Raw genomic sequence first — 24,292 nt, 5'->3', positions numbered from 1 at the left:
ACTCGTCGTCCGACGGGCACCGCTACCGGCGATGCCCGCCTGCATGTCGGTTACAACCAGTCCGGATTCGGCAATTCGGCAAACGCCTCGCGCAATCGCTCGCCCCACTGGCTGCGAATCTGCTGGTAATAGGCGTTCTCGAAGGTGATCGAGACATGCGACTTGATCGCCAGCGCATCGCGCTCGACGACGCACAGGTCCAGCGGCAGCCCCACCGACAGGTTCGACCGGATCGTCGAGTCCATCGACACCAGCGCGCACTTGGCCGCGTCGGACAGCGACGTCCCGTACTTGACGACGCGATCGATGATGGGCTTGCCGTACTTGGACTCGCCGATCTGGATGTAGGGCGTGTCCTCGGTGGACTCGATGAAATTGCCTGCCGCATAGACGTTGAACAGGCGCGGCGGCTCGCCGAGGATTTGTCCGCCCACGACCATCGACGCGTTGAACTCGACGCCGAACTCGCTCAAGGCCTCGGCGTCGCGCCGATGCACCTCGCGCACCACCTCTCCCACATGGCGCGCCACCTCGAACATGTTCGGCGCCTTGAAGAGATTGGTCGAATCGGCCAGCGCCAACCGCTCGGTGAGGATGTTGCCCACCGATTGGCTGATCGACAGGTTGCCGGACGTGAGCATCACGATCACGCGCTCGCCCGGCCGCTGCCAGGTGCGCATCTTGCGGAAGGTGTTGATGTGATCGACCCCGGCATTCGTGCGCGAATCGGACAGAAACACGAGTCCCGCCTGCAGACACATCCCAACACAGTAAGTCATGATGAACGCTCCTGTCAGGCGCCGACGAGAAAGTCCTCGCTGATGCGGCCGCCGAGGTCGCCGATGCACCCGATGAAGTCATCGAGCCAAGCGTGCAGACCCTTCGCGTAGATGTCCTCCATGCGGCCATAGCGCAGCGACGCATACAGCTGCCCGGCACGGCGGACCGTTTCGTCCGAACGGCTGTTGCGCACATGGTCCAGCACCGACACCACGCCCTCCACACATGAGTGCAGCGAACGCGGCAGGTCCTCACGCAGGATCAGCAGTTCCGCGACACGTTCGGGGGTGATCACGTCGCGATAGACCTTGCGGTATACCTCGAAGGCCGATACCGAACGCAGCAGCGCGCCCCAGTGGTAGTAGTCGCTCGCGGCCACCAGGTCGTCGCTTTGACTTTGACTTTGACTTTGACTTTGACTTTGGCTTTGGGTCTTGCCTTGGCTTTGGCTTTGCGTCTGGACCTGGACCTGGGGCTGCCTTTGCACGGGCGCCGACAGGATGTGGTACTTCACGTCGAGGATCCGCGCCGTATTATCGGCGCGCTCGAGCAAGGCACCGAGCCGGATGAAATGGAAGGCCTCATCGCGCAGCATCGTGCCGAACATCGCCCCGCGCAGCAGCGACGCCCGCTGCTTGACCCAGTCGAAGAAAGCGGCCACGCCCGCCTCGTAGATCGATTCGAAACTCAGCGTCCGAAGGTGCAGCCAGGTCTCGTTGATCGTCTCCCACATCTCCGCAGTCAGAGTGCCACGTACGGCGTGCGCATTCTCGCGCGCGGCGCGCAGGCAGCTGTAGATCGACGAAGAATGCGTTTCATCGCGCACCATGAAATGCAGCACCTTCGCGGCCGTGATCTCCTGGTGCCGCTTGGCGTAGGCATCTTCCAGGCTGTTCAGCACGATGATCGCGTTCCAGCTGCTGCGCTCGCTCTCCTCGTCGTGCGGCACGAGCGACATCTGATAGGTGACGTCCAGCAGCCGCGCGAGGTTCTCTGCGCGCTCGGAATAACGGGCCATCCAGAAGAGGTGATCGGCGGTACGGCTCAGCATTTTGCGGGCTCCAGGGCGGCGGTCGTCGGGATGGCGGAAAGCGGCGACATGTCAGCGCTGCGGTTCGGCATGGCCGTTCTCCAGCACCCACGTGTCCTTCGTCCCTCCCCCCTGTGAGGAATTGACCACCAGTGAGCCCTCGCGCAGCGCGACCCGCGTCAATCCACCCGGCACGAGCGAAATCTCTTTGCCGGACAGCACGAAGGGCCGCAGGTCGATGTGCCGCGGCGCGATGCCGCTCTCGACGTAAGTCGGACAAGTCGACAGCGCGAGCGTCGGCTGGGCGATGTATTTCTCCGGATGCGCGACCAGCACCTTACGGAACTGCTCGATCTCCGCCTTCGTCGCCGCCGGCCCGACCAGCATCCCGTAGCCGCCGGCGCCGTGCACCTCCTTCACCACCAGGTCGGGAAGGTGATCCAGCACGTAGCGCAGATCGTCCTTTTCGCGGCAGCGATAGGTCGGCACGTTGTTGAGGATCGGCTCCTCGCCAAGATAAAAGCGCACCATCTCGCCGACGTAGGGGTAGATCGACTTGTCATCCGCGACGCCGGTGCCGATCGCGTTGCACAGCGTCACCCGGCCCGAGTGGTAGGCCTTCAGCAGCCCCGGCACACCGAGCATCGAGTCTGCGCGGAAGGCGAGCGGATCGAGGAAGTCGTCATCGATGCGCCGGTAGATCACGTCGACGCGCTTCGGACCCCGCGTCGTGCGCATATAGACCGATTCGTTCTCGATGAAGAGGTCGCGCCCTTCGACGAGCTCCACGCCCATCTGCTGGGCGAGGAAGGAGTGCTCGAAATACGCCGAATTGAAGGCCCCCGGCGTCATCACGACCACGGTCGGGTCATCGACGCCCGTCGGCGCCACGGCGCGCAAGGTCTCGAGCAGCAGGTCGGGATAGTGCTCGACCGGCGCGATCTTCTGCTGCGCGAAGAGCTCGGGGAAGAGCCGCATCATCATCTTGCGGTCTTCAAGCATGTAGGACACGCCCGACGGCACGCGCAGGTTGTCCTCCAGGACGTAGAACTCCCCTGCCCCGGCGCGCACGACGTCGACACCCGCGATGTGCGCGTAGATGCCGTTCGGGACCTTGAAGCCCTTCATCTCCGGACGGAACTGCGCGTTGCGGAGCACTTCGTCGGCGGGAATACGCCCTGCGCGAAGGATGTTCTGGTCGTTGTAGATGTCGTCCAGGAACATGTTGAGCGCACGCACCCGCTGCTTCAGGCCGGCCCGCAGCGTCTTCCACTCCGCGTTGGGGATGATCCGCGGGATGGTGTCGAAGGGAATGAGCCGCTCCGTCCCCGCCTCCTCGCCATAGACGGCGAAAGTGATGCCGAGACGACGGAAGGCGAGATCGGCTTCCGCACGCTTGCGCGCCATCACTTCCGGCGGCAGCGCCTTTGCCCAGGTTTCGAACGGTACGTAGTGCGGGCGCGTTTCGGCGGGTCCGCTGTGCATTTCATCGTAGAAAACCGGCGCCATGATAGATCGATCCCAAGACAATTGATCGGACATCAGCGAAGACCGTGCCATGCAAAATTACTGTTCAAAAACAGACATTTTGTAGGAAACCGGCCACACCCGGACATGACAGCGCACTCGAAAGGTGCTTATGAGGCACCGATGAAGTGCGCCTTTCCGAATTCTGGAAACGTAACGCACCGCCATGGCCCACGAAGCCGGATACACCCGCCGGACGCGCGAGACATCCAGCCCGACCGCGGACCAGTACCATCTATCAGAAGCATGGTAGCGGAGCGCCGGTAAAAGCAGAAATGCAAAAGGCCACCCGGAGGTGGCCTTTTGCGTGAACCTGGTGCTGGTGAGAGGAATCGAACCCCCGACCTACTGATTACGAATCAGTTGCTCTACCGACTGAGCTACACCAGCAAAGAAGCGAAACTATAGCGTAATTTTTCCAGGCTGTACAAGCCCCTCGTCCCAAGACGGCGGACTTTTTCCACACGATCGAGTCGAAGCCGACCGAAAGCCGCCTTCATCTCTATAACGAAAGATATACTCGCAAAACCACGATACAACCGTGGTTGAATCCATCGCCGGCACAACCGAACAGGGAACACCATGACTCGTCATCCGCGCGTGAGTCTCACCCTTCTGTACCCCCTCGGGGTGACACTCGTCGTCTGCACTGGGACGGCGCTGTTGCTGGCATGGTCCGCGGAACTCGCTCAAAGGGCGTGGATGGTGCTGCTGGGCGGGGGCATTGTGGTCACAGCAGCTCAGGCCGTCGCACGCTCGATGATCTTGCGTCAGATCGGCGACGATCTGCCCGAGATGAACCACTTGCTGCAACAGATGCGCAACGGCCGTTTCGCCGACACCGGGCTCGGCGGAAACGATGGCAGCCTCTCCGCCTCACTGCGCGAGGCCATGCAATCGCAGCGCGGCGTCGTCGCGGGGATCAGCGGAGACGCCCGGGCCGTATCCGGCGAAGTCAGCCGGATTTCCGCGCAGACCACCGAGATGGCGCTGACCCTGCAAATGCAGGCGAGCACGAACCGGGAGGTCGAGAGCGCCATCGACCAGATCGATCGCAACATCGGCGTGGTCTCGGCGCTCGCCTCCGAAACCGAGTCCGACTCCCGCGAAGTCGCGGAACTGTCCCGCAGCGGGCAGCAACTCGTCGTCGGGGCGGCCGACAAGATGCGACGGATCGTCGACTCTGTCACCGTGACCTCCTCGCAAATGAACTCGCTGCTCGACGGCACCCGCGAGATTGGCAGCATCGCCAACATCATTCGCGAGATCGCCGACCAGACCAACCTGCTTGCGCTCAACGCCGCAATCGAAGCCGCTCGTGCCGGCGAACAGGGCCGCGGCTTCGCGGTCGTTGCCGATGAGGTCCGCAAACTGGCGGAACGGACGGCCGGCGCGACGGCCGAAATTTCCCGCATGATTGCGACGATCCAGGGCGACACGCACAATGCCGTGCAGCAGCTCGAGTCGGTGTCGCCGGAACTCGAGGGCGGCGTACGCGAAGCGCAGGATGCCGCCGAGATGCTGGGCCGGATCAAGGAACGCGCGGAGGAGACGCTCGCAAAGATCACGCAGCTCGCTGCGGCAACAGCTAGCGAAAGCACGCAAGCGCGGGAGATCGTGGTCGGCGTCGCGAACATGGTGGCTGCGGCGGAAAAGGCCGAGGCGATCATCGCCGAGGCCTCGACGACTTCGGCCAGCCTTGAACAGTTCTCGACGAACCTGTTGAAGCGGCTGGACTTCTTCGCCGATCTGGGCGACAGCAAGGTGTCGAGCGGACGAGCGCGGATCGCCGTCGCGCCGGTAATGAGCTGGAACGGCGCGCTGGCGACCGGTCACAACGACATCGACGCACAACATCGCAAACTCATCGAACTGGCCAATCGGCTCAACGAGATGATGCAGCGCGGAGAAGATCGTGGCGGCGTCGGAGCCGTTCTCGACGAGCTGATCCGCTACACGGCGTTCCACTTCGAGTTCGAAGAAACAATGATGAAGCAGGCCAATTACCCGGACCTCTTCCGTCACCAGCAGGAACACAAGCAACTCGTCGCCGACGTCGTGGCCCGCAAGACCCAGTTCGACAGGGGGGAAGCGCTTTCGTCCGAACTGCTGAGCTTTCTGCGCGACTGGCTCGTCAATCACATCATGAAGACGGACAAGGCGCTCGCGCGCCACCTGCGCAAGGCCGCCTGAACGCGTATGCCTTCCCCGTCGGATAGAACTCAGCCCGGCGGCGAGGCCCAGTAGTCGGGCCGCCCGTAGTGATTCTTGAGATGGTCGATCAGCAGACGCACGCGCAGCGCGAGGCGCTTGCGCTGGGGGAATACCGCGTAGATCCCCATCGTCGGCCCGGCGAACTCATCGAGCACCGATACCAGCCGACCTGCCCGAAGGTCGGCATTGACCTCCCATAGCGAGCGCCACGCGAGGCCGTCGCCGGCGAGCGCCCATTCGTGCAGCACCGCACCGTCGTTGCATTCGAGGCGGCCTCCGACCTTCACCGAGATCGTCTCCCCCTTCTCGTCGCAAAAGAGCCAGCCGCGCTGCTGGCCGAGCGACAGGCAGTTGTGGCCGGCGAGATCCTGCGGCGTCTGCGGGGAGCCGTGGCGCGCCAGATACGACGGGCTCGCGACGACGACGCGCCGGTTGTCCGCGAGCCGGATCGACACCAGGCTCGAATCGGCCAACTCACCGATGCGGATTGCGCAGTCGATGTTCTCATTGACGAGATCGACGAGACGGTCGGCGAGGTCCAGCGTACAGGTGACGTCCGGATTCACTTCCAGGAAGTCCCGCAGCAGCGGCGCAACATGCAGCCGCCCGAAGCCGGCGGGGGCCGACACCCGCACATGACCGCTCGCCTTGACGCCACCGAGACTCACCGAGGCCTCGGCGTTGGCGAGGTCGTTGAGGATGCGCTGGCAGTCTTCGAGGAAGGCCGTGCCCTCGAAGGTGAGCGCGATGCTGCGTGTCGTGCGCGTCAGCAGCTTGACCCCCAACCGATGTTCCAGCGCATCCAGACGACGTCCGATCACCGCCGGCGTGACCCCTTCCGCCCGCGCCGCCGCCGACAAACTACCTCGGGTCGCGACGCTAACGAAGCTTTCGACCTGCTTAAAGGCATCCATTTTTTACTATTAGTACAAGATCAATTGACCGAATAAGGTATTCAGTCTTATACAAGATATCAATACACTCGCTCTAAATTCAGGGTGGAGGAGACGCTACCCGATACGAAAGACGCCAGCGGGCCGCGAGAAATCCGCGCACGCTGGCGGCAATAACTGACCGACCTCACGGACCCGGAGCCCCATGAAATCGCCCGAGCGCATCCGCGCCATCGCCTTCGACGCCTACGGCACGCTGTTCGACGTGTATTCCGTCGGCGCGCTGGCCGAACAGCTCTTCCCGGGCAAGGGCGAGGCGCTCACGGCGCTGTGGCGGCTCAAGCAGATCGAATACAGTTTCCTGCGCACCCTCTCGGGGCGCTACAAGCCCTTCCTCGAAGTGACCGAGGACGGACTCGTGTACTCGGCGAAGAAGCTCGGTCTTGCGATGACCGACTCCCAGCGCCGGCAACTGATGAACCAGTATGCGTGCCTGTCGCCCTTCCCGGAAAACCTCGGCGCACTGAAGGCACTGCGCGAGCTCGGGGTGCCGATGGCGATCCTGTCGAACGGTACGCCGGAAATGCTCGGTGTCGCGATCCGCAGCGCCGGCATGAGCGGGCTCTTCGCCCACGTGCTGTCGGTGGACGCCGTGCGCCAGTACAAGACCGCCGACGCCGCCTACCAGCTCGGCCCCGACGCTTTCGGCTGCCCGGCGCGCGAGATCCTATTCGTCTCCTCGAACGGTTGGGATGCCGCCGGCGCGACCTGGTTCGGCTACACCACCTTCTGGATCAACCGCACCCAGCAGCCGATCGAAGAGCTCGGCGTGACACCGACGGCAACCGGACAACGCCTGACGGACGTCGTCGACTTCGTGCAGGCCCGCTTCCGCCAGGACGGCCGTCGATGAACCCCACCGACATCCTCGTCATCGGAATCGCCGCCGCGATGGCCGGCGCGATGAACTCCGTTGCCGGGGGCGGCACCTTCTTCTCGTTTCCCGCGCTGCTCGCGATCGGCGTGCCGCCGGTGGTCGCGAACGCGAGCAATGCGGTCGCGCTGTGGCCGGCGAGCCTGTCGAGCGCCTGGGCGTATCGGCGCGAATTGAGCCGCTTCAGCAAGGGCCTTCCGGCACTGTCGGCGGTGGCGCTGGTCGGCGGCGTCGCCGGCGGACTGCTGCTCCTCGCGACGCAAGACGACACCTTCTCGAAGCTGATCCCTTGGCTGCTGCTGATCGCGACCGTGATGTTTGCCGGCAGCGGACGGATCTCGGCGCTGTTGAACCGCCTGCGCGATCGCGCCGGGCAAGGCCCGTCGCACGGCAGCGCCGGCGGACTGCTGTTCCAGCTGATCGTCTCGGTGTACGGCGGCTTCTTCGGCGCCGGCATGGGCATCGTGATGATCGCCGCGCTCGCGATCCAGGGCCACCGCGACATCCACGACATCAACGCACTCAAGAACTGGCTGTCGGCGATCATCTACAGCGTCGCCGTCGTCACTTTCGTCATCGCCGGCGCGGTGAGCTGGCCACACACGCTGGTCATGATCGTCACCGCGGCAATCGGCGGTTATTGGGGAGCGGTCGGCGCCCGCAAGGTGCCAGCCACGTGGTTGCGGCGCTTCATCATCGGTGTGGGAAGCGTTTTGACCACCTATTATTTCTGCAAGACCTATCTGAACTAAGAGCGAGGAATCATGAGCACGAGAATCCAATGCCACCAGCTGCAGGTTGATGCCGAACTGCACCGCTTCGTCGAGACCGAAGTCCTGCCCGGCACCGGCATCGACGCCGGCGCCTTCTGGAAAGGCTTCAGCGAGCTCGCCAACGAACTCGCGCCGAAGAACCGCGCCCTCCTCGCCGAACGCGACCGCCTGCAGACCCAGCTCGACACCTGGCACCGCGCGAACCCCGGCCCGATCCAGGACATGGCGGCCTACCGCAGCTTCCTCGAGTCGATCGGCTACCTGCAGCCCGTGCCGGCGCCGTTCAAGGTCACGACCGCCAACGTCGACTCCGAATTGCGCGACCAGTCCGGCCCGCAACTCGTCGTGCCGATCATGAACGCGCGCTACGCGCTGAACGCCGCCAACGCGCGCTGGGGCAGCCTGTACGATGCCCTCTACGGCACCGACGCGATCCCCTCCGACGGCGGCGCCGAAGCCGGCGCGAGCTTCAACCCGGTCCGCGGCGCACGCGTCATCGCCTTTGCGCGCGACGTCCTGAACCAGGCCGCCCCGCTCGCCCAGGGCGACCACAGCCAGGCCGTACTGTACTCCGTCGTCGGCGGCCAACTCGTCGTCACGCTGCAGGACGGCAGCCAGACCGCACTCGCCGAGCCGACCAAGTTCGCCGGCTATCAGGGCGCGGCCGCGGCTCCCTCGGCCGTGCTGCTGCGTAACAACGGCCTGCACCTCGAGATCCAGATCGACCGCGGCCACATGATCGGCAAGACCGACGCCGCAGGCATCAAGGACGTCCTCGTCGAAGCCGCCATCTCGACGATCATGGACTGCGAAGACTCGGTCGCCGCCGTCGACGCCGAAGACAAGGTCATCGCCTACCGCAACTGGCTGGGCCTGATCAACGGCACCCTCGTCGAGTCCTTCGACAAGGGGGGCAAGACCGTGGTCCGCAAGTTGAACGCGGACCGCGAATACACCGCGCCGGACGGCTCGGCGCTGCGTCTGCACGGCCGTTCGCTGCTCTTCATCCGCAACGTCGGCCACTTGATGACCAACCCGGCGATCCTGCTCGCCGACGGCAGCGAGATCCCGGAAGGCATCATGGACGGGGTCATCACAACGCTGATCTCGACGCACGACCTGAAGTGCAAGGGCAACTCGCGCACCGGCAGCATGTACATCGTGAAGCCGAAGATGCACGGCCCGGCCGAAGTCGCCTTCACCAATGAGCTCTTCGGCCGCGTCGAGCAACTGCTGGGCCTGCCCGCCAGCACGATGAAGGTCGGCATCATGGACGAGGAGCGCCGCACCTCGGTGAACCTCGCCGCCTGCATCAAGGCCACCGAATCGCGTGTCGCCTTCATCAACACCGGCTTCCTCGATCGCACCGGCGACGAGATGCACACCGCGATGGAAGCGGGCCCGATGATCCGCAAGGGCGACATGAAGACCTCGGCCTGGATCCAGGCCTACGAGCGCCTGAACGTGCTGGTCGGCCTCGACTGCGGCCTGCGCGGCAAGGCGCAGATCGGCAAGGGCATGTGGGCGATGCCGGACCTGATGGCCGAGATGCTGAAGCAGAAGATCGGCCATCCGAAGGCCGGCGCGACGACCGCCTGGGTGCCCTCGCCGACCGCCGCCGTGCTGCACGCGCTGCACTACCACCAGGTCGACGTGAAGGCCGTGCAGCAGGAAATGGAGAAGATCAGCCTCGCCGCCGAACGCGACGGCCTGATGAACAACCTGCTGACCGTGCCGGTCGCCGCGAGCGCGGACTGGAGCGCTACGGAGATCCAGCAGGAACTCGACAACAACGCCCAGGGCATCCTCGGCTATGTCGTGCGCTGGGTCGACCAGGGCGTCGGCTGCTCGAAGGTGCCGGACATCAACAACATCGGCCTGATGGAAGACCGTGCGACGCTGCGCATCTCGAGCCAGCACATCGCCAACTGGCTGCGCCACGGCGTGACCAACGAGGCCCAGGTCATGGAGACCCTGAAGCGGATGGCCGCGGTGGTCGACCAGCAGAACGCGGACGACCCGCTGTACCAGCCGATGGCCGCAGACTTCGACAAGTCCATTGCCTTCCAGGCCGCCAAGGACCTGATCTTCAAGGGCTGCCAGCAGCCCAGCGGCTATACCGAACCGCTGCTGCACCGCTGGCGTCAGGTGAAGAAGGCGCAGGGCTGAACGGACCCGCGGATTCCACCCGCGTAAGCAAGCCTAAGGACGGCACCGCGCAAGCGGTGCCGTTTTTCTTCATCGTCGCTCAGCCGCCCGTCGTCTGCGTGAAGGCCTGTGCACGCGCAGCGACCTCGGCCGGAAAGGGCTGCGAGCGCCGTGTCTCGGGATTCAGGCACACGACCGTGAATTCGCAGACCGAGCAGACCTCCCCGGTTTCGGTGTTGAATAGCTCGTGCCGGAAGCGCAACACCTTCTCGCGCATCTCGAGCACAGCGGTGCGCACGACGATCGTGTCGCCCGGATACAACTCCTTGAGGTAGCTGATGTTCTGCTGCACCGCGGCCAGATGCAGGACGCCGCTGCGCAGCAGCGATGCCGTCAGCCCGAGCATCGCGTAGAACTGCCAGCACGCCTCCTCGAAGAACTCCATGTAGGCACGCACGTTGATGTGGCCCATGTGATCCCGCTGCCACTCATGAACCGTGCCGCGCGCCGTTTCGATCATCGTCATCCTCGCCTCCCGCTTGTCCCGAATGCCATTCACAAAGCCGAACGATAGAGCCTAACGCAAGCGGCGGACAACTTCAGTTAAGAGAGGTGAGCCACCTCTTGGTATCATCCGCCGCGCCGCAACATCGATCCTTCTCAAATTCCTCCAGCATGGACATCCTTACCGACATCATCCTGCGCGCCGGCCGTTCGGCGGTCGAACTGGCGCTTTTCGTGTTGCTGCCGGTGATGGTGGTCATGCTGTCGCTGATGCGTCTGCTGGAAGCCAAGGGCGTGCTCGACCGCCTGGTCCACGTCGTCGCGCCGGTCGTGAAGCCGGCCGGCCTGACCGGGCTGGGCGTCTTCGCGGCACTGCAGATCAACTTCGTCAGCTTCGCCGCCCCCGTCGCGACATTGACGATGATGGAGACGCGCGGCGCCTCGGACCGCCATCTCGCGGCGACCCTCGCGATGGTGATGGCGATGGCGCAAGCGAACACCAGCTTTCCGATGATCGCGATGGGCCTCGATTTCGGCACCACCCTCGCCTTCTCGATCATCGGCGGACTGATCGCCGCCGCGGTGACCTACCACGGCTTCGCCCGCACGCTATCGAGCCAGGAAGGGCCGGTCGACGAGACCCTGCATCACCGCGTGGCGGAGGACGCCAAGGGCGTGCTCGACGTAATCAACCGCGCCGGCGCGGAGGCGTTCAAGATCGCCATCGGCGCGATTCCGATGCTAGTGCTCGCGCTCGTGGCCGTGCAGGCCCTGCGCACGAGCGGCGCCATCGGTCTCCTCACGCATTTTCTCGCGCCCGCGCTGACCGCCGTGGCCATCGATCCGGCCCTGATCCTGCCGACGCTGACGAAATACGTCGGCGGCGGCACCGCGATGATGGGCGTAATGGACGAGATGCTGAAGAACGGCAGCGCGACGATCGGCATGCTGAACCGCAGCGCGGGCTTCCTGATCCACCCGCTCGACGTCCCTGGCGTCGCGGTGCTGATCTCGGCGGGGCGACGCGTGGCGGGCGTCTGGAAGCCGGCCGCACTCGGTGCCGCCGTGGGCATCGTGGTGCGCGCGGCGGGCCACGTCCTGCTGTCCTGAATCCCGGCTCCGGCGGGTCAAAGCTCCAGCACGAAGCCCAGCCAGACCCTTGGATCGAGGTATTGCGGCGCAGCCGCGGTAGCGCCGTTCCGGTCGGCATTGCGGCTGCGGAACTCGGCGTGCTTGCCGTCCAGCCCCTGCGCCGTGATGGAAACTTCGCCGCGGGTCGCCCCCATCCGGAACGGTTGTGCCAGACGCAGATCGGTGCGATGGAAGGCATCGACGGCCGAACCCCGCGTCCACTGGAAGCGCCCGTAACGGTAATACGTGAGCGACACTACCCCGCCGGACGGCAGCTGCTCGACCCAGCGCAGCATCGTCGCCGCTTCCGGCGCGGAGTTGTCCATATGGCGCTCCACTGCAATCGCCATCCGCCGGCTGTTGGCAAAGAGGGCGGCACTCGCCTCGGAGTCGATCGACGTAAACGCCTGGTTTACCGTGAACTCCGTACTGGGCCGCGGCCGCCAGCGCGCCTGGTATTCGATCCCGCGGATCACCAGATCCTGCCCGTTGATGAAGTCCGTGTAATTGCCGCACTTCCTCGTCAGCAGCGCCAGCACCTCGCAGTTCGGCGGCTGCAGCGACAGCACGACCGGCACGATGCGTCCGCTGACCTTTTCGCGGAAGGCGCGCACGTCGAGGAACAGCCCCTGCTCGTGGAAGTCGCCCAGGTAACCGATCTCCTGCACGTCGACGACCTCCTTCTCGAGATCGCCGCTGGCGTCGAAACCGATGTCGAGCGGCCGTACGCCGTAAGGCAGCCTCAGCCGTGCCGTATCGAACGCCCCGAAGTACTCCTGCGAACGCGACTCCGTCAGCGAGGGAATGCGCTGCGCGCGCGAAATGCCTGCGCGCAAGGTCTGGCGCGGCGACAAGTGGTAGTTGACCGCGAGCCTCGGCGCCAGCGAGGTGTCCGACAGCGAGTCGTCTTCCCACGTCAAGCCGACGTTGGTCGTCCACTCGCGGGACGGACGCCATTCGAGGTTGCCGAAGAGACGATTCACGTCCTGCCGCACGGCGTCCCGGGTGTTGTAGTACTGCTGCCCCCGCACTGCGTCGTAGCGCACGCCGGCCCCCCACACAAGACGCGTTTCGTCGGTCGGCAACAGCGTGTGCTGGAACTCCGCCTCGTCGCGCACCGAGCTCGTGTGGTAATCGATGGGCAGCGTCAAGGCGCCCGATCTCGCGACGAACGCATCGTCGTAGAGCTCGTTGGTGCGCGTATAGCGCAGCGAAACACCGCTGCCGTCCGCTGCACTGCGCGTCCAGGCGAACGAGACGAAGTCCTTGCTCGCGCTGAACTCGCGGAAGGGATTGGTCGGGGTATCCGCATAACCGGTCTGCAGCCGCAATTGCGTGTTGCCGGCAAGGATCTGCAACTCGTCGGCCATCCCCAGCGGAACGTCGGCGCGCAGATTGACGCGCTGGTTGCGTCGGCCGTCGTGATAGTCGAGCACGCCGTTGTCGCGCTGCGTTTCGGCGGAAAGGCGTACGGAGGCGTCTCCGACCCGCATTCCGACGCGCGCACCGCGCTCCTGGATGCCGTCGTTGCCCTGCGCGACGCGCACCCGGACGCCCTGCGTCTCGGCCGCGTTGAAGGTGACGATGTTCACGACGCCGAGAAAGGCGTTCGAACCGTAGGCGGCGGAATTGGAGCCGCGGATCACCTCGATGCGCGCGATCTCATCGAGCGAGACGTCGATCAGGTTCCACGCGACGCCACCGAAGAACAGCGGACTGTACTGCGAGCGGCCGTCGATCAGGATCTGCAGGCCGCGCGGGTTCTCGTCGGTCATCCCGTGATAGACCGCGATCGGCGCGCCGCTGAACGAATGCGCGACGAGGAATCCGGGAACCATGCGCAACAGTTCGGCAAGGTCGCGCGCGCCCGAAGTGCGGATCGTCTGGGCGTCGATCACCGTCACCGATCCCGGGGCGTCCTGCAGCGGCTGGGCGAGACGCGACACCGACAGCACGATCGGCAGATCTTCGAAATAGCCGTCGTGCGACAGGGCCACCTGGGAATCCGACTCCTGCGCGAAGGCGGAGCCGGCAGCCGCGGCAAGAATTAGCAGGGATCGAATCTTAACGGCCATTGCGGCGAAGCTATCAGGGTCGGCGAGCCGGCGTCCCGGCCCGCTGCGTCAGACGGAGCCCCGACGCCGCCAGGCGGCAATCGGACAGGCATATATCGTTGGGATTATTGCGCGAATTCCCCCACTGGTCGTGGAGGCTCTCCGGAAAAGCGTGAAATCCTACCGTATTGAACCAGAAAGGCGTTACGCTGCGTCGCAACATCGCCCGGATCGGGCAAACAGCCCATGGCGCTCCACGTGGCCTGCCGGCCGGGCCTGCGCATAGAATGTCGGGCCCTCCTGCCAGACTGTCAAACGAGGTTTCCATGATCGGCGCCCTCACCCAGCTCCTCGTATTCCAGCTCATCGGCGAAGTGATTGCCCGCGGCTTGGGCCTGCCCGTTCCCGGGCCGGTGATCGGCATGGGTCTGCTGTTTGCCACACTGGTTCTGCGCCAGGGACCGAGCGAACCGCTGCGCAACACGGCGAGCGGAATCCTTCAGCATCTGTCCTTGCTCTTCATTCCCGCCGGCACGGGCGTGATGCTCCATTTCCGACGTCTCGCCGACGAGTGGCTGCCGCTCACGGTCGCCCTGGTGCTCAGCACTCTGCTGTCGATCGCCGTATCGGCCCTGCTGCTGAAAGCCCTGTCCCACCGTAACGGCCATGACGGAGCCTCCCAATGAAGCCGGCACTGGGAGAAATCTGGGTCTATCTGTCGACCACGCCGCTGCTCGGCCTGACACTGACGCTGCTCGCCTACCAGGGCGCGCTGTGGCTGTACCGTCGAGCGAATTACCATCCGCTGTGTAATCCGGTGATGCTCGCGGTCGCCGCCCTCGTCGTCGTGCTCACGCTCACCGATACGCCCTACCAGACCTATTTCGACGGCGCGCAGTTCGTCCACTTCCTGCTCGGCCCCGCGACGGTCGCGCTGGCGATTCCGCTCTATGCCCAGTGGCAGCGCCTGCGCAGCATGCTGCTGCCCCTGCTCGTCACGCTCGCCGTCGGCTCACTGACCGCCGCGCTGTCCGCCGTCGGCATCGCGGCACTGCTCGGCGCGAGCCACGAGTCGGTGATGTCGATGGCGCTGAAGAGCGTGACGATGCCGATCGCGATGGCGGTCGCCGAACGCCTCGGCGGGCTGCCTTCATTGACCGCGGTCCTCGTCATGAGCACCGGTATCCTCGGCGCGGTCGGCGCACGTTACGTCTACCGCCTGCTACGCATCGAGGATCACGCGGTACGCGGCTTCGCGATCGGCATCGCCTCCCACGGCATCGGCACCGCACGCGCCTTCCAGGTCAGCGAACAATGCGGCGCCTTCGCGGCGCTCGCCATGGGCCTCAACGGCCTGCTGACCGCCGCCTCGCTGCCGTGGATCCTGCCCTGGCTCGGGCGCCTCTTCAGCTGAGCCCCCCCCTTCCTTCACAACCTCGACTGGAACTCCGACTTGTTCAAATCGCTGCTCCGCTGGTTCGACCGCAACATCCTCGAACTCGGCCGCGAAATGCGGCTCTCCTACCTGCCGCCGCTGATGGTCTACGTCGCGGCAGGGGTATCCGGCCTGACCGGCATCGTCGGGACTTTCTTCGTCAAGGACTACCTCGGGCTCTCGGCCGCCTTCCTCGCGGGTCTCGGATTCTGGGCCGGCATCCCGTGGGCGCTGAAGATGCCGATCGGCCATCTCGTCGACCTGCTGTGGCGGCACAAGGCAGGCCTCGTGTATCTCGGCGCGATCCTGATCGCCGCGAGCCTCATGATCATGATCGGTCTCATCGGCCATCCGGACGACATGCGGCGCTTCATGCCCGCCGAGGCCTGGTTCGTACTGTCGACGCTGCTCGCGCCGGTCGGCTATGTGATGCAAGACGCGGTGGCCGACGCGATGACGGTCGAGGCGGTGCCGCGGCTCGACGCCCAGGGCGCGCCCTACCCTGCCGAAACAGTGCGCCTGATGCACACGACGATGCAGATGCTCGGGCGCGTCGCGATCATCGGCGGCACCGTGCTCGTTTCGCTCGCCAACGTCATCATGTTCGCCGGAGCGGAAAGCCTGCCAGAAGCGCAGAAGATCGCGATCTACCTGCGTATCTACGAGCTCGCGCTGATCATTCCCGTGCTGTCGGTCAGCGGCGTCATGCTCGGCGGCCTGCTCAAGCGGCGTGAAGCCCACCGGCTCGCCCGCCTCGGGCACGACGCGGATTCGATCCGGAAACTGGTCCACGAGCCGGAAGAAAAGGCCGCTCCGAACTGGACGATCCTCGGCGGCAGTGCGGCCTTCGTTGCCCTCACCATCGCGACCGGTCTGTCCGGCCTCGAATACGGGGAGGAGCTGATCTTCGCTTGCTCCTTCGCGGTGATCGGCTTCATGATCCTGCGGCTCGTGCGCGAGCTGGACGATGCATCGCGCCGCACGCTGCTCGGCACCATCATTGTGATCTTCGTCTTCCGTGCGATGCCGGGCCCGGGGGCGGGCGCGAGCTGGTGGATGATCGACGTCCTCGGCTTCGACCAGGGCTTCCTGTCGCGCCTCGACCTCATCACCAGCATCCTCACACTCGCCGGCCTGTTCCTGTTCCGGCGCTTCATGGCCGAAAAGTCGATCGCACAGATTGTCATCTTCCTCACCGTCACCGGCACCCTGCTGTCGCTGCCGCTGGTCGGGATGTACCACGGACTGCACGAATGGACGGCCGCGCTGACCGGCGGCGTGGTCGACGCCCGCTTCATCGCGATCGCCAACACCGCGCTCGAATCCCCGTTGGGCCAGGTCTCGATGGTGCCGATGCTCGCGTGGATCGCGAACTCCGCGCCCCCGCACCTGAAGGCGACCTACTTCGCGGTGATGGCCTCGTTCACGAACCTCGCGCTGTCGGCGGCGCAGCTCGGCACCAAATACCTCAACGAAATCTACGTCATCAGCCGCGAAGTGCGCGACTCCGCGACCGGCGCGGTGACGGTTCCGGCCGACTACTCGCAGCTCGGCGAACTCCTCCTTGTCGTGCTGGTGCTGACGCTGGCCGTGCCGCTGGCAGCGATTGCGCTCACACGCATCCTGGGCCTGCGCAGTGCCTGACACGACTGCGCAACGGTAACCGCTGCAAAACCGTTGCGCAGTCGCTAGGACAGGTGGAAACTTCCACCCAACAACCTCGGGAGGAAGCGACATGACACCCACCTCGGTGCACGACATCCGCAACCTTGCCCTGCTCGGCCATGCCGGTTGCGGCAAGACGACCCTGCTCGAAGCCCTGCTCGTCGCATCCGGCGCGATCGGCGCCGCCGGCACGATCGAACGGGGCGACACTGTGTCCGACTTCGATCCTCAGGAAAAGGCCATGGGCCACTCGCTCGCGACCTCGCTCGCGCACCTCGAGTGGGCCGGCCACTGGGTCAATCTTCTCGACACCCCCGGACTGCCCGACCTCGCCGGCCGCGCGCTCACGGCCCTGCCGGCCGTCGAAACCGCCGCCGTGCTCGTCAGCGCCGCGGCCGGCATCGAAAGCGGCACCCGCCGGATGATGGAAGGCGCGGCCGACAAATGTCGCCTGATCGTCGTCTCGAAGATCGACGCGGCCTCCCCGGCCGAGCTCGGCGCACTGATGGAGCAACTCTGCGCGACCTTCGGCCGCGAATGCCTGCCGATCAACCTGCCCGCCGCCGGCGGCGACCGCGTCATCGACTGCTTTTTCACGCCGGACACCGCGCAAGCCCCCGCGTTCTCGTCGGTCTCGGGCGCCCACGACGCCATCGTCGACCAGGTCGTCGAACTCGACGAAGAGCTGATGGCAAGCTACCTCGAGCAGGGCGAATCGCTCGATCCCGAGCAACTCCACGCACCGTTCGAAAAGGCCCTTCGCGAAGGCCACCTGATCCCGGTCTGCTTCGTGTCGGCCCGCACCGGCGCGGGCGTGCGCGAGCTCCTCGACATCCTCGGCCGCCTGATGCCCGACCCCACTGAAGGCAATCCGCCCAAGTTCCTGAGAGGCCAGGGCAGCACCGCCGAACCGGTCGAGGTCGCGCCCGATCCGTCGCGCCACGTCATCGCCCACGTCTTCCAAGTCGCCAATGACCCCTACCGGGGCAAGATGGGCCTCTTCCGCATTCACCAGGGCAGCATCACGCCCAACACCCAGCTCTACATCGGCGACGCCCGCAAGAGCTTCAAGGTCTCGCATCTGCTGCGCCTGCAGGGCAAGAATCAGGTCGAGACCCCGCTCGGCGTGCCGGGGGACATCTGCGCCGTCGCGCGCGTCGACGACATCCACCCGGACGCCGTGCTCCACGATTCCCACGACGAGGACGCCTACCATCTCGCACCGTCCCGCTACCCGCAGCCGGTCTTCGGCCTCGCGCTGATCACGCAGAAGCACGGCGATGAGCAGAAGCTCGCCGAAGCGCTGACTCGCCTCACCGACGAAGACCCCTGCATCGAAGTCGGCTTCGACGCGCAGGCCCGCCAAACCGTCGTGCGCGGGCTCGGCGAACTGCACCTGAAGATCGTCCTCGAGCAATTGCGAAGCCGCTGGAATCTCCAGCTCGACACCGCCACCCCCTCCGTGCCCTACCGTGAAACCATCGCCGGGAAGGCCGAATCGCGCTACCGCCACAAGAAGCAGAGCGGAGGCGCCGGTCAGTTCGGCGAAGTGGCGCTGCGCGTCGAATCACTGCCGCGCGGCTCGGGCATCGAGCTCGGCAACGAGGTCAAGGGCGGCACGATTCCGACCAACTTTCTGCCGGCGGTCGAAAAAGGCGTGCGCCAGGCACTGGCCGAAGGGGCGCTCGCGGGCTTTCCAGTGCAGGACGTGCGCGTCGTGCTCGTCGACGGCAAGAGCCACGCAGTCGATTCGAACGAGGTCTCTTTCGTCACCGCCGGTCGCCATGCGACGCTGCAAGCCTTGCTCGAAGCCCGGCCCGTCATCCTCGAACCGCTGCTCACCGTGGCGGTGAAAGTCGCGGACAGTCATTTCGGCGACATCAGCGCCGAATTCGCGGGCCGGCGTGGTCACCTGACAAGCACCGAAGGCGCCGGAAACGGCTGGACGCTGATGACTGCGACCGTGCCGCTCGCCGAGATGGAAGGCTTCGAGGCGCGCCTGAAGGCGATCTGCGCGGGCGAAAGCGAATTCGCCCTCACCGCCGCCGGCTATGAGTCTGCACCCGGCGACGTGCAGCAACGCCTCATGAAGGCGCATGCGAATCGCAGCACGGCTCAGTAAGGCAGCCGATGACGACAACGCTGACTCCCCGGCACCGCGCCTACTGGCACCGAACGCTGTTCCTGACGTTCTCGCTGCTGTCGGTGTGGTGTCTGGTGACCTTCGGCGCCGGATACTACGCCGACGAGCTCAACCGCTACACTTTCATGGACTTCCCGCTCGGCTTCTACATCTTCGCCCAGGGTTCGCTGATCAGTTTCCTGGTGCTGATCGGGATCTACGTCGTCGGCATGAACTATCTCGATCGCAAGTATCAGGTCGGCGAGAAACGCTGAGGGCTTAAAGAAAAACGGCGACCGCCTTAGCGGTCGCCGTTTCGCCTGGTCGGCTTTGAAGCCCGATCAGAACTTGTAGCCAACGCCGATCATGTACACCCACGGATCGACGTCCACATCGACCTTGACCTTCCCCAGCGCACTATGGCGCGCCGTCGCTTCGGTGTGCAGGTCGATGCGCCAGACCGCAGCGTTCAGCACCAGCCGGTCGGTCAGCTGGTAGTCGACGCCTGCCTGCAGCGCAAGACCCCAGGAATCGCTCAGTTTCAGCTTGGAGAAGCCGTTCGCGCGCTGGCGGTCGGTGAGTTGCTCGTCGAAGAAGGCCGTGTAGTTGAGGCCGGCACCGACGTAGGGCTGCAGCTTCGACGACGCATCCAGCGGGAAGTACTGCACCGAGACCGTCGGCGGAAGTTGCTTCGCCTCGCCGAACTTGCCGTCGATCGCGCTGCCGAGACCCTTGACCCCGATCTGGTGAGTAAAGGGCGTGGCGGCCAGGAGTTCGACACCGACGTGATCGGTGACGAGGTAGCTGAGAGTCAGGCCCAGCTGCGTGTTCGCGTCGGCGGTCGCCTTCGTGCCCGCGATTTTTCCGGTGACCGTCGTCGAAATCTCCGAGCTTTCAGTCTGCGGATCGACCGTAGCCGCACCCGCGCGGACGACAACGTCGCCCTGCTTGTATGCGTGAGCCAACGGGGCGACGGTTGCCGCAAGCATGGACGCAATGATGATAGAATATCTCATAACTTACCCCTTATGCATAGTGCGCTTAAATAATGGGGGATTTTACCCACTTTTCAGTAGTGGATATTTGCAGCGCACAAAAATCTCGCCCATGTTTGACGAAGATCAATAGAGAAGGAATCTCGGGACCGTTGGCCCATCGTCGCCGACGCTCGAAGAGCCTCAGCCGGCCTCGCTGGAGACCGTGCGGCAAGCGGATTGCGGCAGGACTGGCGTCCTTCCAGGTGCGGTGCTGCCACGCACAAATAAAAAACCCGCCGTCGCAACGCGAAGGCGGGTTTTCGAGAATGGAACCCGCCGCAGCGGGTTCCTGGGACCAGAGTATTACATCCGGGCGATCATCGCATCTCCGAACGCCGAGCATGACACTTCCTTCGCCCCGTCCATCAGGCGGGCGAAGTCGTAGGTGACGACCTTGTCGCCGATCGCCGCCTCCATGCCCTTGATCACGAGGTCGGCCGCTTCCTTCCAGCCCAGGTGGCGCAGCATCATTTCGGCCGACAGGATCAGCGAACCGGGGTTCACCTTGTCCTGACCGGCGTACTTCGGCGCCGTGCCGTGGGTCGCTTCGAAGCAGGCGTATTGGTCCGAGATGTTTGCCCCAGGAGCGATGCCGATGCCGCCGACTTGCGCCGCCAGCGCGTCGGAGATGTAGTCGCCGTTGAGGTTCAGCGTCGCGATCACGTCGTACTCGGCCGGACGCAGCAGGATCTGCTGCAGGAAGGCATCGGCGATCGCATCCTTCACGACGATCTCGCGGCCGGTCTTCGGGTTCTTGAACTTGCACCACGGGCCGCCGTCGATCGGCTGCGCGCCGAACTCTTCCTGCGCAACCTTGTAGCCGGTATCACGGAACAGGCCTTCCGTGAACTTCATGATGTTGCCCTTGTGCACGATCGTCACCGACTTGCGGTCGTTTTCGATCGCGTACTTGATCGCCGCGCGCACGATGCGGGTCGTGCCTTCGATCGACACGGGCTTGATGCCGATGCCCGAGGTTTCCGGGAAACGGATCTTCTTGACGCCCATTTCGTTCTGCAGGAAGGCGATGACCTTCTTCGCGCCGTCCGACAGCGCCTGCCATTCGATACCCGCGTAGATGTCTTCGGTGTTCTCGCGGTAGATGACCATGTCGGTCAGCTCAGGCTGCTTCAGCGGCGAGGGTACGCCCTTGAAGTAACGCACCGGACGCACACACTGGTAGAGGTCCAGTTCCTGGCGCAACGCGACGTTCAGCGATCGGATGCCGCCTCCGACCGGGGTCGTCATCGGCCCCTTGATCGACACGGAGAACTCCTTCAGCGCGTCGAAGGTTTCCTTCGGCAGCCACTCGTCCGGGCCGTAGATCTGGGTCGATTTCTCGCCGGCGTAGACTTCCATCCAGTGAATCTTCTTGCTGCCGCCGTAAGCCTTGTCGACCGCCGCGTCGATCACCTTGATCATCACGGGAGTGATATCGATGCCGATGCCGTCGCCCTCGATGAAGGGGATGATCGGATTGTTCGGGACGGGTTGTCCTGGAACGATTTTTTGACCAGCAGCGGGAACCTTGACGTGAGATGCGCTCATTTCTACTCCCTCTATAGGAACTCGTGTCGATTGACTCAACTTTCTACTGCAAGCCTGGGTCGGGCCACTTCGGCGGAGGAGGCAGCGTCGCCGAAATGCAGTGGAATATTATCGCTAATCACGCCCCGCCGGTTCTTGATGCGGCCCAAGAAATCGAACCTCGTCCGCGGCCGTACCAATGAAAAAAGCCAGCGCTTTCGCGCTGGCTTCGTCATGCCCGGAACCCGGAAAATCAGGCGTTCGCGGCGGCCAGGGCCGCGTTGAGCGTCGCGCTCGGACGCATCACCGCATCAACCTTCGTCTGGTCGGCAAAGTAGTAACCGCCGATGTCCGCCGGCTTGCCTTGCACTGCGCTAAGCTCGGCGACGATCTTCTGCTCGTTCTCGGCCAGCGTCTTCGCCAGCGGCGCGAAGTGCGCCTTCAGCTGGGCATCCTCGTTCTGCGCGGCGAGGGCTTGGGCCCAGTACAGCGCGAGATAGAAGTGGCTGCCGCGGTTGTCGAGCTGACCGGTGCGGCGCGACGGCGACTTGTCGTTGTCGAGCAGCTTGCCGGTCGCCTCGTCGAGGGTCTTGGCGAGCAGCTTGGCCTTGGCGTTGCCGGTCTTGATGCCCATGTCCTCGAGCGACACCGCCAGCGCGAGGAACTCGCCGAGCGAATCCCAACGCAGGTGGTTTTCCTCAACGAGCTGCTGCACGTGCTTCGGCGCCGAACCGCCCGCGCCCGTCTCGTACATGCCGCCGCCGGCCATCAGCGGAACGATCGACAGCATCTTGGCCGATGTACCCAGCTCCATGATCGGGAAGAGGTCGGTCAGGTAGTCGCGCAGGATGTTGCCGGTCACCGAAATGGTGTCGAGGCCGCGGAAGACGCGCTCCAGCGTGAAGCGCATCGCACGCACCTGCGACATGATCTGGATGTCGAGGCCGGTCGTGTCGTGATCCTTCAGGTAGGTCTGCACCTTCTTGATCAGCTCGTTCTCGTGCGGACGGTAGGGGTCGAGCCAGAACACCGCCGGCATGCCGGAGTTGCGCGCGCGGGTCACGGCGAGCTTGACCCAGTCGCGGATCGGGGCGTCCTTGACCTGGCACATACGCCAGATGTCGCCTTCTTCGACGTTCTGGCTCAGCAGCACTTCACCCGTGTCGAGGTCGGTGATATTGGCCACGCCGGCTTCCGGGATCTCGAAGGTCTTGTCGTGCGAACCGTACTCCTCCGCCTTCTGCGCCATCAGGCCGACGTTCGGCACCGTGCCCATCGTGGCCGGGTCGAAGTTGCCGTGCCACTTGCAGAAGCTGATCATCTCCTGGTAGATGCGGGCGAAGGTCGATTCCGGCATGACTGCCTTGCAGTCGTACTGCTTGCCGTCGGCGCCCCACATCTTGCCGCCGCCACGGATCATCGCCGGCATCGAGGCGTCGACGATGATGTCGTTGGGCGAATGGAAGTTCGTGATGCCCTTGGCGGAGTCGACCATCGCCAGACGCGGACGGTGCTCCTGGCAGGCGTGCAGGTCGCGGATGATCTCGTCGCGCTTCGATTCCGGCAGGGTCGCGATCTTCTCGTACAGCGTCGCCATGCCGTTATTGACGTTGATGCCCAGCTCGTCGAACAGCTTGCCGTGCTTCTCGAAGGCTTCCTTGTAGTAGATCTTGACGCAGTGACCGAAGACGATCGGGTGCGAGACCTTCATCATCGTCGCCTTCACGTGAAGCGAGAACAGGATGCCGGCTTCGCGGCAGTCGTCGAGCTGCTTCTCGTAGAACTCGCACAGCGCCTTCTTGCTCATGAACATCGAGTCGATGACTTCGCCGTCGAGCAGCGCAACCTTCGACTTCAGCACGATGGACTTGCCGCTCTTCGTGAGCAGTTCCATCTTGACGTTGCGCGCGCGGTCGAGCGTCATCGACTTCTCGCCGTGGTAGAAGTCCCCGTGCTCCATGTGCGAACAATGGGTCTGCGACCACTGCTTCCACTCGCCCATCGAATGCGGGTGCTTCTTCGCATAGTTCTTGACGGCCGCGGGCGCGCGCCGGTCCGAGTTGCCTTCGCGCAGCACCGGGTTCACCGCGGAACCCAGGCACTTGCCGTAGCGGGTCTTGAGCGCCTTTTCTTCTTCGGTCGCCGGGTTCTCCGGGTAGTCGGGAATCGCGTAGCCCTTGGACTGCAGTTCCTTGACGCAGGCGATCAGCTGCGCGACCGAGGCGCTGATGTTCGGCAGCTTGACGATGTTGGTGTCCGGATCCTGCGTGAGGCGGCCGAGCTCTGCCAGGTTGTCCGGCACCTTCTGCTCGTCCTTGAGGTAATCCGAGAATTCAGCGAGGACGCGGGCCGCGACCGAGATGTCGCTCTTCGCGATCTCGACGCCAGCCGGCTTGGTGAACGTCTCGATGATCGGCATCAGCGAGTAGGTCGCCAGCAGCGGAGCCTCGTCGGTGAGCGTGTAGATGATCGTCGGACTCTTGGTTGTCATGCGTTTCTCCCTCTTTATCTCTATTTG

General features: G+C 64.5%; 19 protein-coding genes and 1 tRNA gene. 10 read left to right on the top strand and 10 right to left on the bottom strand.

What is annotated here, in order from left to right; all coding sequences use genetic code 11:
- Nucleotides 1-50 precede the first annotated feature (50 nt).
- From AZKH_RS06155 to AZKH_RS06140, 4 genes are all read right to left on the bottom strand, one after another.
- Nucleotides 51-779 carry a proteasome-type protease gene (locus AZKH_RS06155; protein ID WP_015434884.1) on the bottom strand — a complete coding sequence of 243 codons (729 nt, stop codon included), beginning with the start codon at nt 777-779 and terminating at the stop codon, nt 51-53.
- Nucleotides 780-793: 14 nt separating this feature from the next.
- Nucleotides 794-1,831, bottom strand: coding sequence for an alpha-E domain-containing protein (locus AZKH_RS06150; protein WP_015434883.1), 1,038 nt, complete (start codon nt 1,829-1,831; stop codon nt 794-796).
- 51 nt (nt 1,832-1,882) lie between these two features.
- Nucleotides 1,883-3,319 carry a circularly permuted type 2 ATP-grasp protein gene (locus AZKH_RS06145; RefSeq protein ID WP_015434882.1) on the bottom strand — a complete coding sequence of 479 codons (1,437 nt, stop codon included), beginning with the start codon at nt 3,317-3,319 and terminating at the stop codon, nt 1,883-1,885.
- Nucleotides 3,320-3,651: 332 nt separating this feature from the next.
- Nucleotides 3,652-3,727 (bottom strand) — tRNA-Thr (locus tag AZKH_RS06140).
- Between the two features lie 192 nt (nt 3,728-3,919).
- On the opposite strand from AZKH_RS06140, the gene AZKH_RS06135 reads away from it, so the two are divergent.
- On the top strand, nt 3,920-5,530 hold the full coding sequence (locus AZKH_RS06135) for a bacteriohemerythrin (RefSeq protein WP_015434881.1): 1,611 nt from the start codon (nt 3,920-3,922) through the stop codon (nt 5,528-5,530).
- A 29-nt stretch (nt 5,531-5,559) separates the two neighbouring features.
- On the opposite strand, the gene AZKH_RS06130 is transcribed toward AZKH_RS06135, so the two are convergent.
- Entirely contained in the window at nt 5,560-6,465 is a 906-nt protein-coding gene (locus AZKH_RS06130; protein ID WP_015434880.1) for a LysR family transcriptional regulator, read from the bottom strand.
- Between the two features lie 184 nt (nt 6,466-6,649).
- On the opposite strand from AZKH_RS06130, the gene AZKH_RS06125 reads away from it, so the two are divergent.
- From AZKH_RS06125 to AZKH_RS06115, 3 genes are read left to right on the top strand one after another with little or no spacing between them, the layout of a single operon-like run.
- On the top strand, nt 6,650-7,357 hold the full coding sequence (locus AZKH_RS06125; protein ID WP_015434879.1) for a haloacid dehalogenase type II: 708 nt from the start codon (nt 6,650-6,652) through the stop codon (nt 7,355-7,357).
- Nucleotides 7,354-8,130, top strand: coding sequence for a sulfite exporter TauE/SafE family protein (locus AZKH_RS06120; protein WP_015434878.1), 777 nt, complete (start codon nt 7,354-7,356; stop codon nt 8,128-8,130). The genes AZKH_RS06125 and AZKH_RS06120 overlap by 4 nt, the downstream gene beginning before the upstream one ends.
- A 12-nt stretch (nt 8,131-8,142) precedes the next feature.
- Entirely contained in the window at nt 8,143-10,320 is a 2,178-nt protein-coding gene (locus AZKH_RS06115; RefSeq protein ID WP_015434877.1) for a malate synthase G, read from the top strand.
- Nucleotides 10,321-10,399: 79 nt separating this feature from the next.
- Here the strand turns inward: AZKH_RS06115 and AZKH_RS06110 are convergent, their stop codons facing one another.
- Nucleotides 10,400-10,825 carry a thioesterase family protein gene (locus AZKH_RS06110; RefSeq protein ID WP_015434876.1) on the bottom strand — a complete coding sequence of 142 codons (426 nt, stop codon included), beginning with the start codon at nt 10,823-10,825 and terminating at the stop codon, nt 10,400-10,402.
- 149 nt (nt 10,826-10,974) lie between these two features.
- Here AZKH_RS06110 and AZKH_RS06105 point away from each other — a divergent pair, with 149 nt between their 5' ends.
- A complete protein-coding gene (locus AZKH_RS06105) occupies nt 10,975-11,913 on the top strand; it encodes a nucleoside recognition domain-containing protein (protein WP_015434875.1) in 939 nt (312 codons plus the stop codon).
- 17 nt (nt 11,914-11,930) lie between these two features.
- On the opposite strand, the gene AZKH_RS06100 is transcribed toward AZKH_RS06105, so the two are convergent.
- Nucleotides 11,931-14,009 carry a TonB-dependent siderophore receptor gene (locus AZKH_RS06100; RefSeq protein WP_015434874.1) on the bottom strand — a complete coding sequence of 693 codons (2,079 nt, stop codon included), beginning with the start codon at nt 14,007-14,009 and terminating at the stop codon, nt 11,931-11,933.
- A 305-nt stretch (nt 14,010-14,314) separates the two neighbouring features.
- On the opposite strand from AZKH_RS06100, the gene AZKH_RS06095 reads away from it, so the two are divergent.
- From AZKH_RS06095 to AZKH_RS06075, 5 genes are all read left to right on the top strand, one after another.
- The gene (locus AZKH_RS06095) at nt 14,315-14,674 is read left to right on the top strand and encodes a CidA/LrgA family protein (RefSeq protein WP_015434873.1); all 360 of its coding nucleotides are present in this window, start codon (nt 14,315-14,317) and stop codon (nt 14,672-14,674) included.
- Nucleotides 14,671-15,402: an LrgB family protein gene (locus tag AZKH_RS06090; protein WP_015434872.1), complete on the top strand. Its 732-nt coding sequence runs from the start codon at nt 14,671-14,673 to the stop codon at nt 15,400-15,402. Before AZKH_RS06095 ends, AZKH_RS06090 begins: the two co-directional genes overlap by 4 nt.
- Nucleotides 15,403-15,498: 96 nt before the next feature.
- A complete protein-coding gene (locus tag AZKH_RS06085) occupies nt 15,499-17,067 on the top strand; it encodes a hypothetical protein (protein WP_051071744.1) in 1,569 nt (522 codons plus the stop codon).
- 91 nt (nt 17,068-17,158) lie between these two features.
- On the top strand, nt 17,159-19,210 hold the full coding sequence (gene fusA, locus AZKH_RS06080; protein WP_015434870.1) for an elongation factor G: 2,052 nt from the start codon (nt 17,159-17,161) through the stop codon (nt 19,208-19,210).
- An 8-nt stretch (nt 19,211-19,218) separates the two neighbouring features.
- Nucleotides 19,219-19,485, top strand: a complete 267-nt coding sequence (locus AZKH_RS06075) for a DUF4212 domain-containing protein (RefSeq protein WP_015434869.1) — start codon at nt 19,219-19,221, stop codon at nt 19,483-19,485.
- Nucleotides 19,486-19,551: 66 nt separating this feature from the next.
- On the opposite strand, the gene AZKH_RS06070 is transcribed toward AZKH_RS06075, so the two are convergent.
- From AZKH_RS06070 to AZKH_RS06060, 3 genes are all read right to left on the bottom strand, one after another.
- The gene (locus AZKH_RS06070) at nt 19,552-20,226 is read right to left on the bottom strand and encodes an OmpW family protein (RefSeq protein ID WP_015434868.1); all 675 of its coding nucleotides are present in this window, start codon (nt 20,224-20,226) and stop codon (nt 19,552-19,554) included.
- Nucleotides 20,227-20,550: 324 nt separating this feature from the next.
- Nucleotides 20,551-21,795, bottom strand: a complete 1,245-nt coding sequence (icd, locus tag AZKH_RS06065; protein ID WP_015434867.1) for an NADP-dependent isocitrate dehydrogenase — start codon at nt 21,793-21,795, stop codon at nt 20,551-20,553.
- 232 nt (nt 21,796-22,027) lie between these two features.
- On the bottom strand, nt 22,028-24,265 hold the full coding sequence (locus AZKH_RS06060) for an NADP-dependent isocitrate dehydrogenase (protein ID WP_015434866.1): 2,238 nt from the start codon (nt 24,263-24,265) through the stop codon (nt 22,028-22,030).
- Nucleotides 24,266-24,292 lie beyond the last annotated feature (27 nt).

Source organism: Azoarcus sp. KH32C, from assembly GCF_000349945.1.
Classification (GTDB): Bacteria; Pseudomonadota; Gammaproteobacteria; order Burkholderiales; family Rhodocyclaceae; genus Aromatoleum.
Note: the sequence above shows the minus strand (reverse complement) of the source record. Positions and strands in the feature narration are given on the sequence as shown.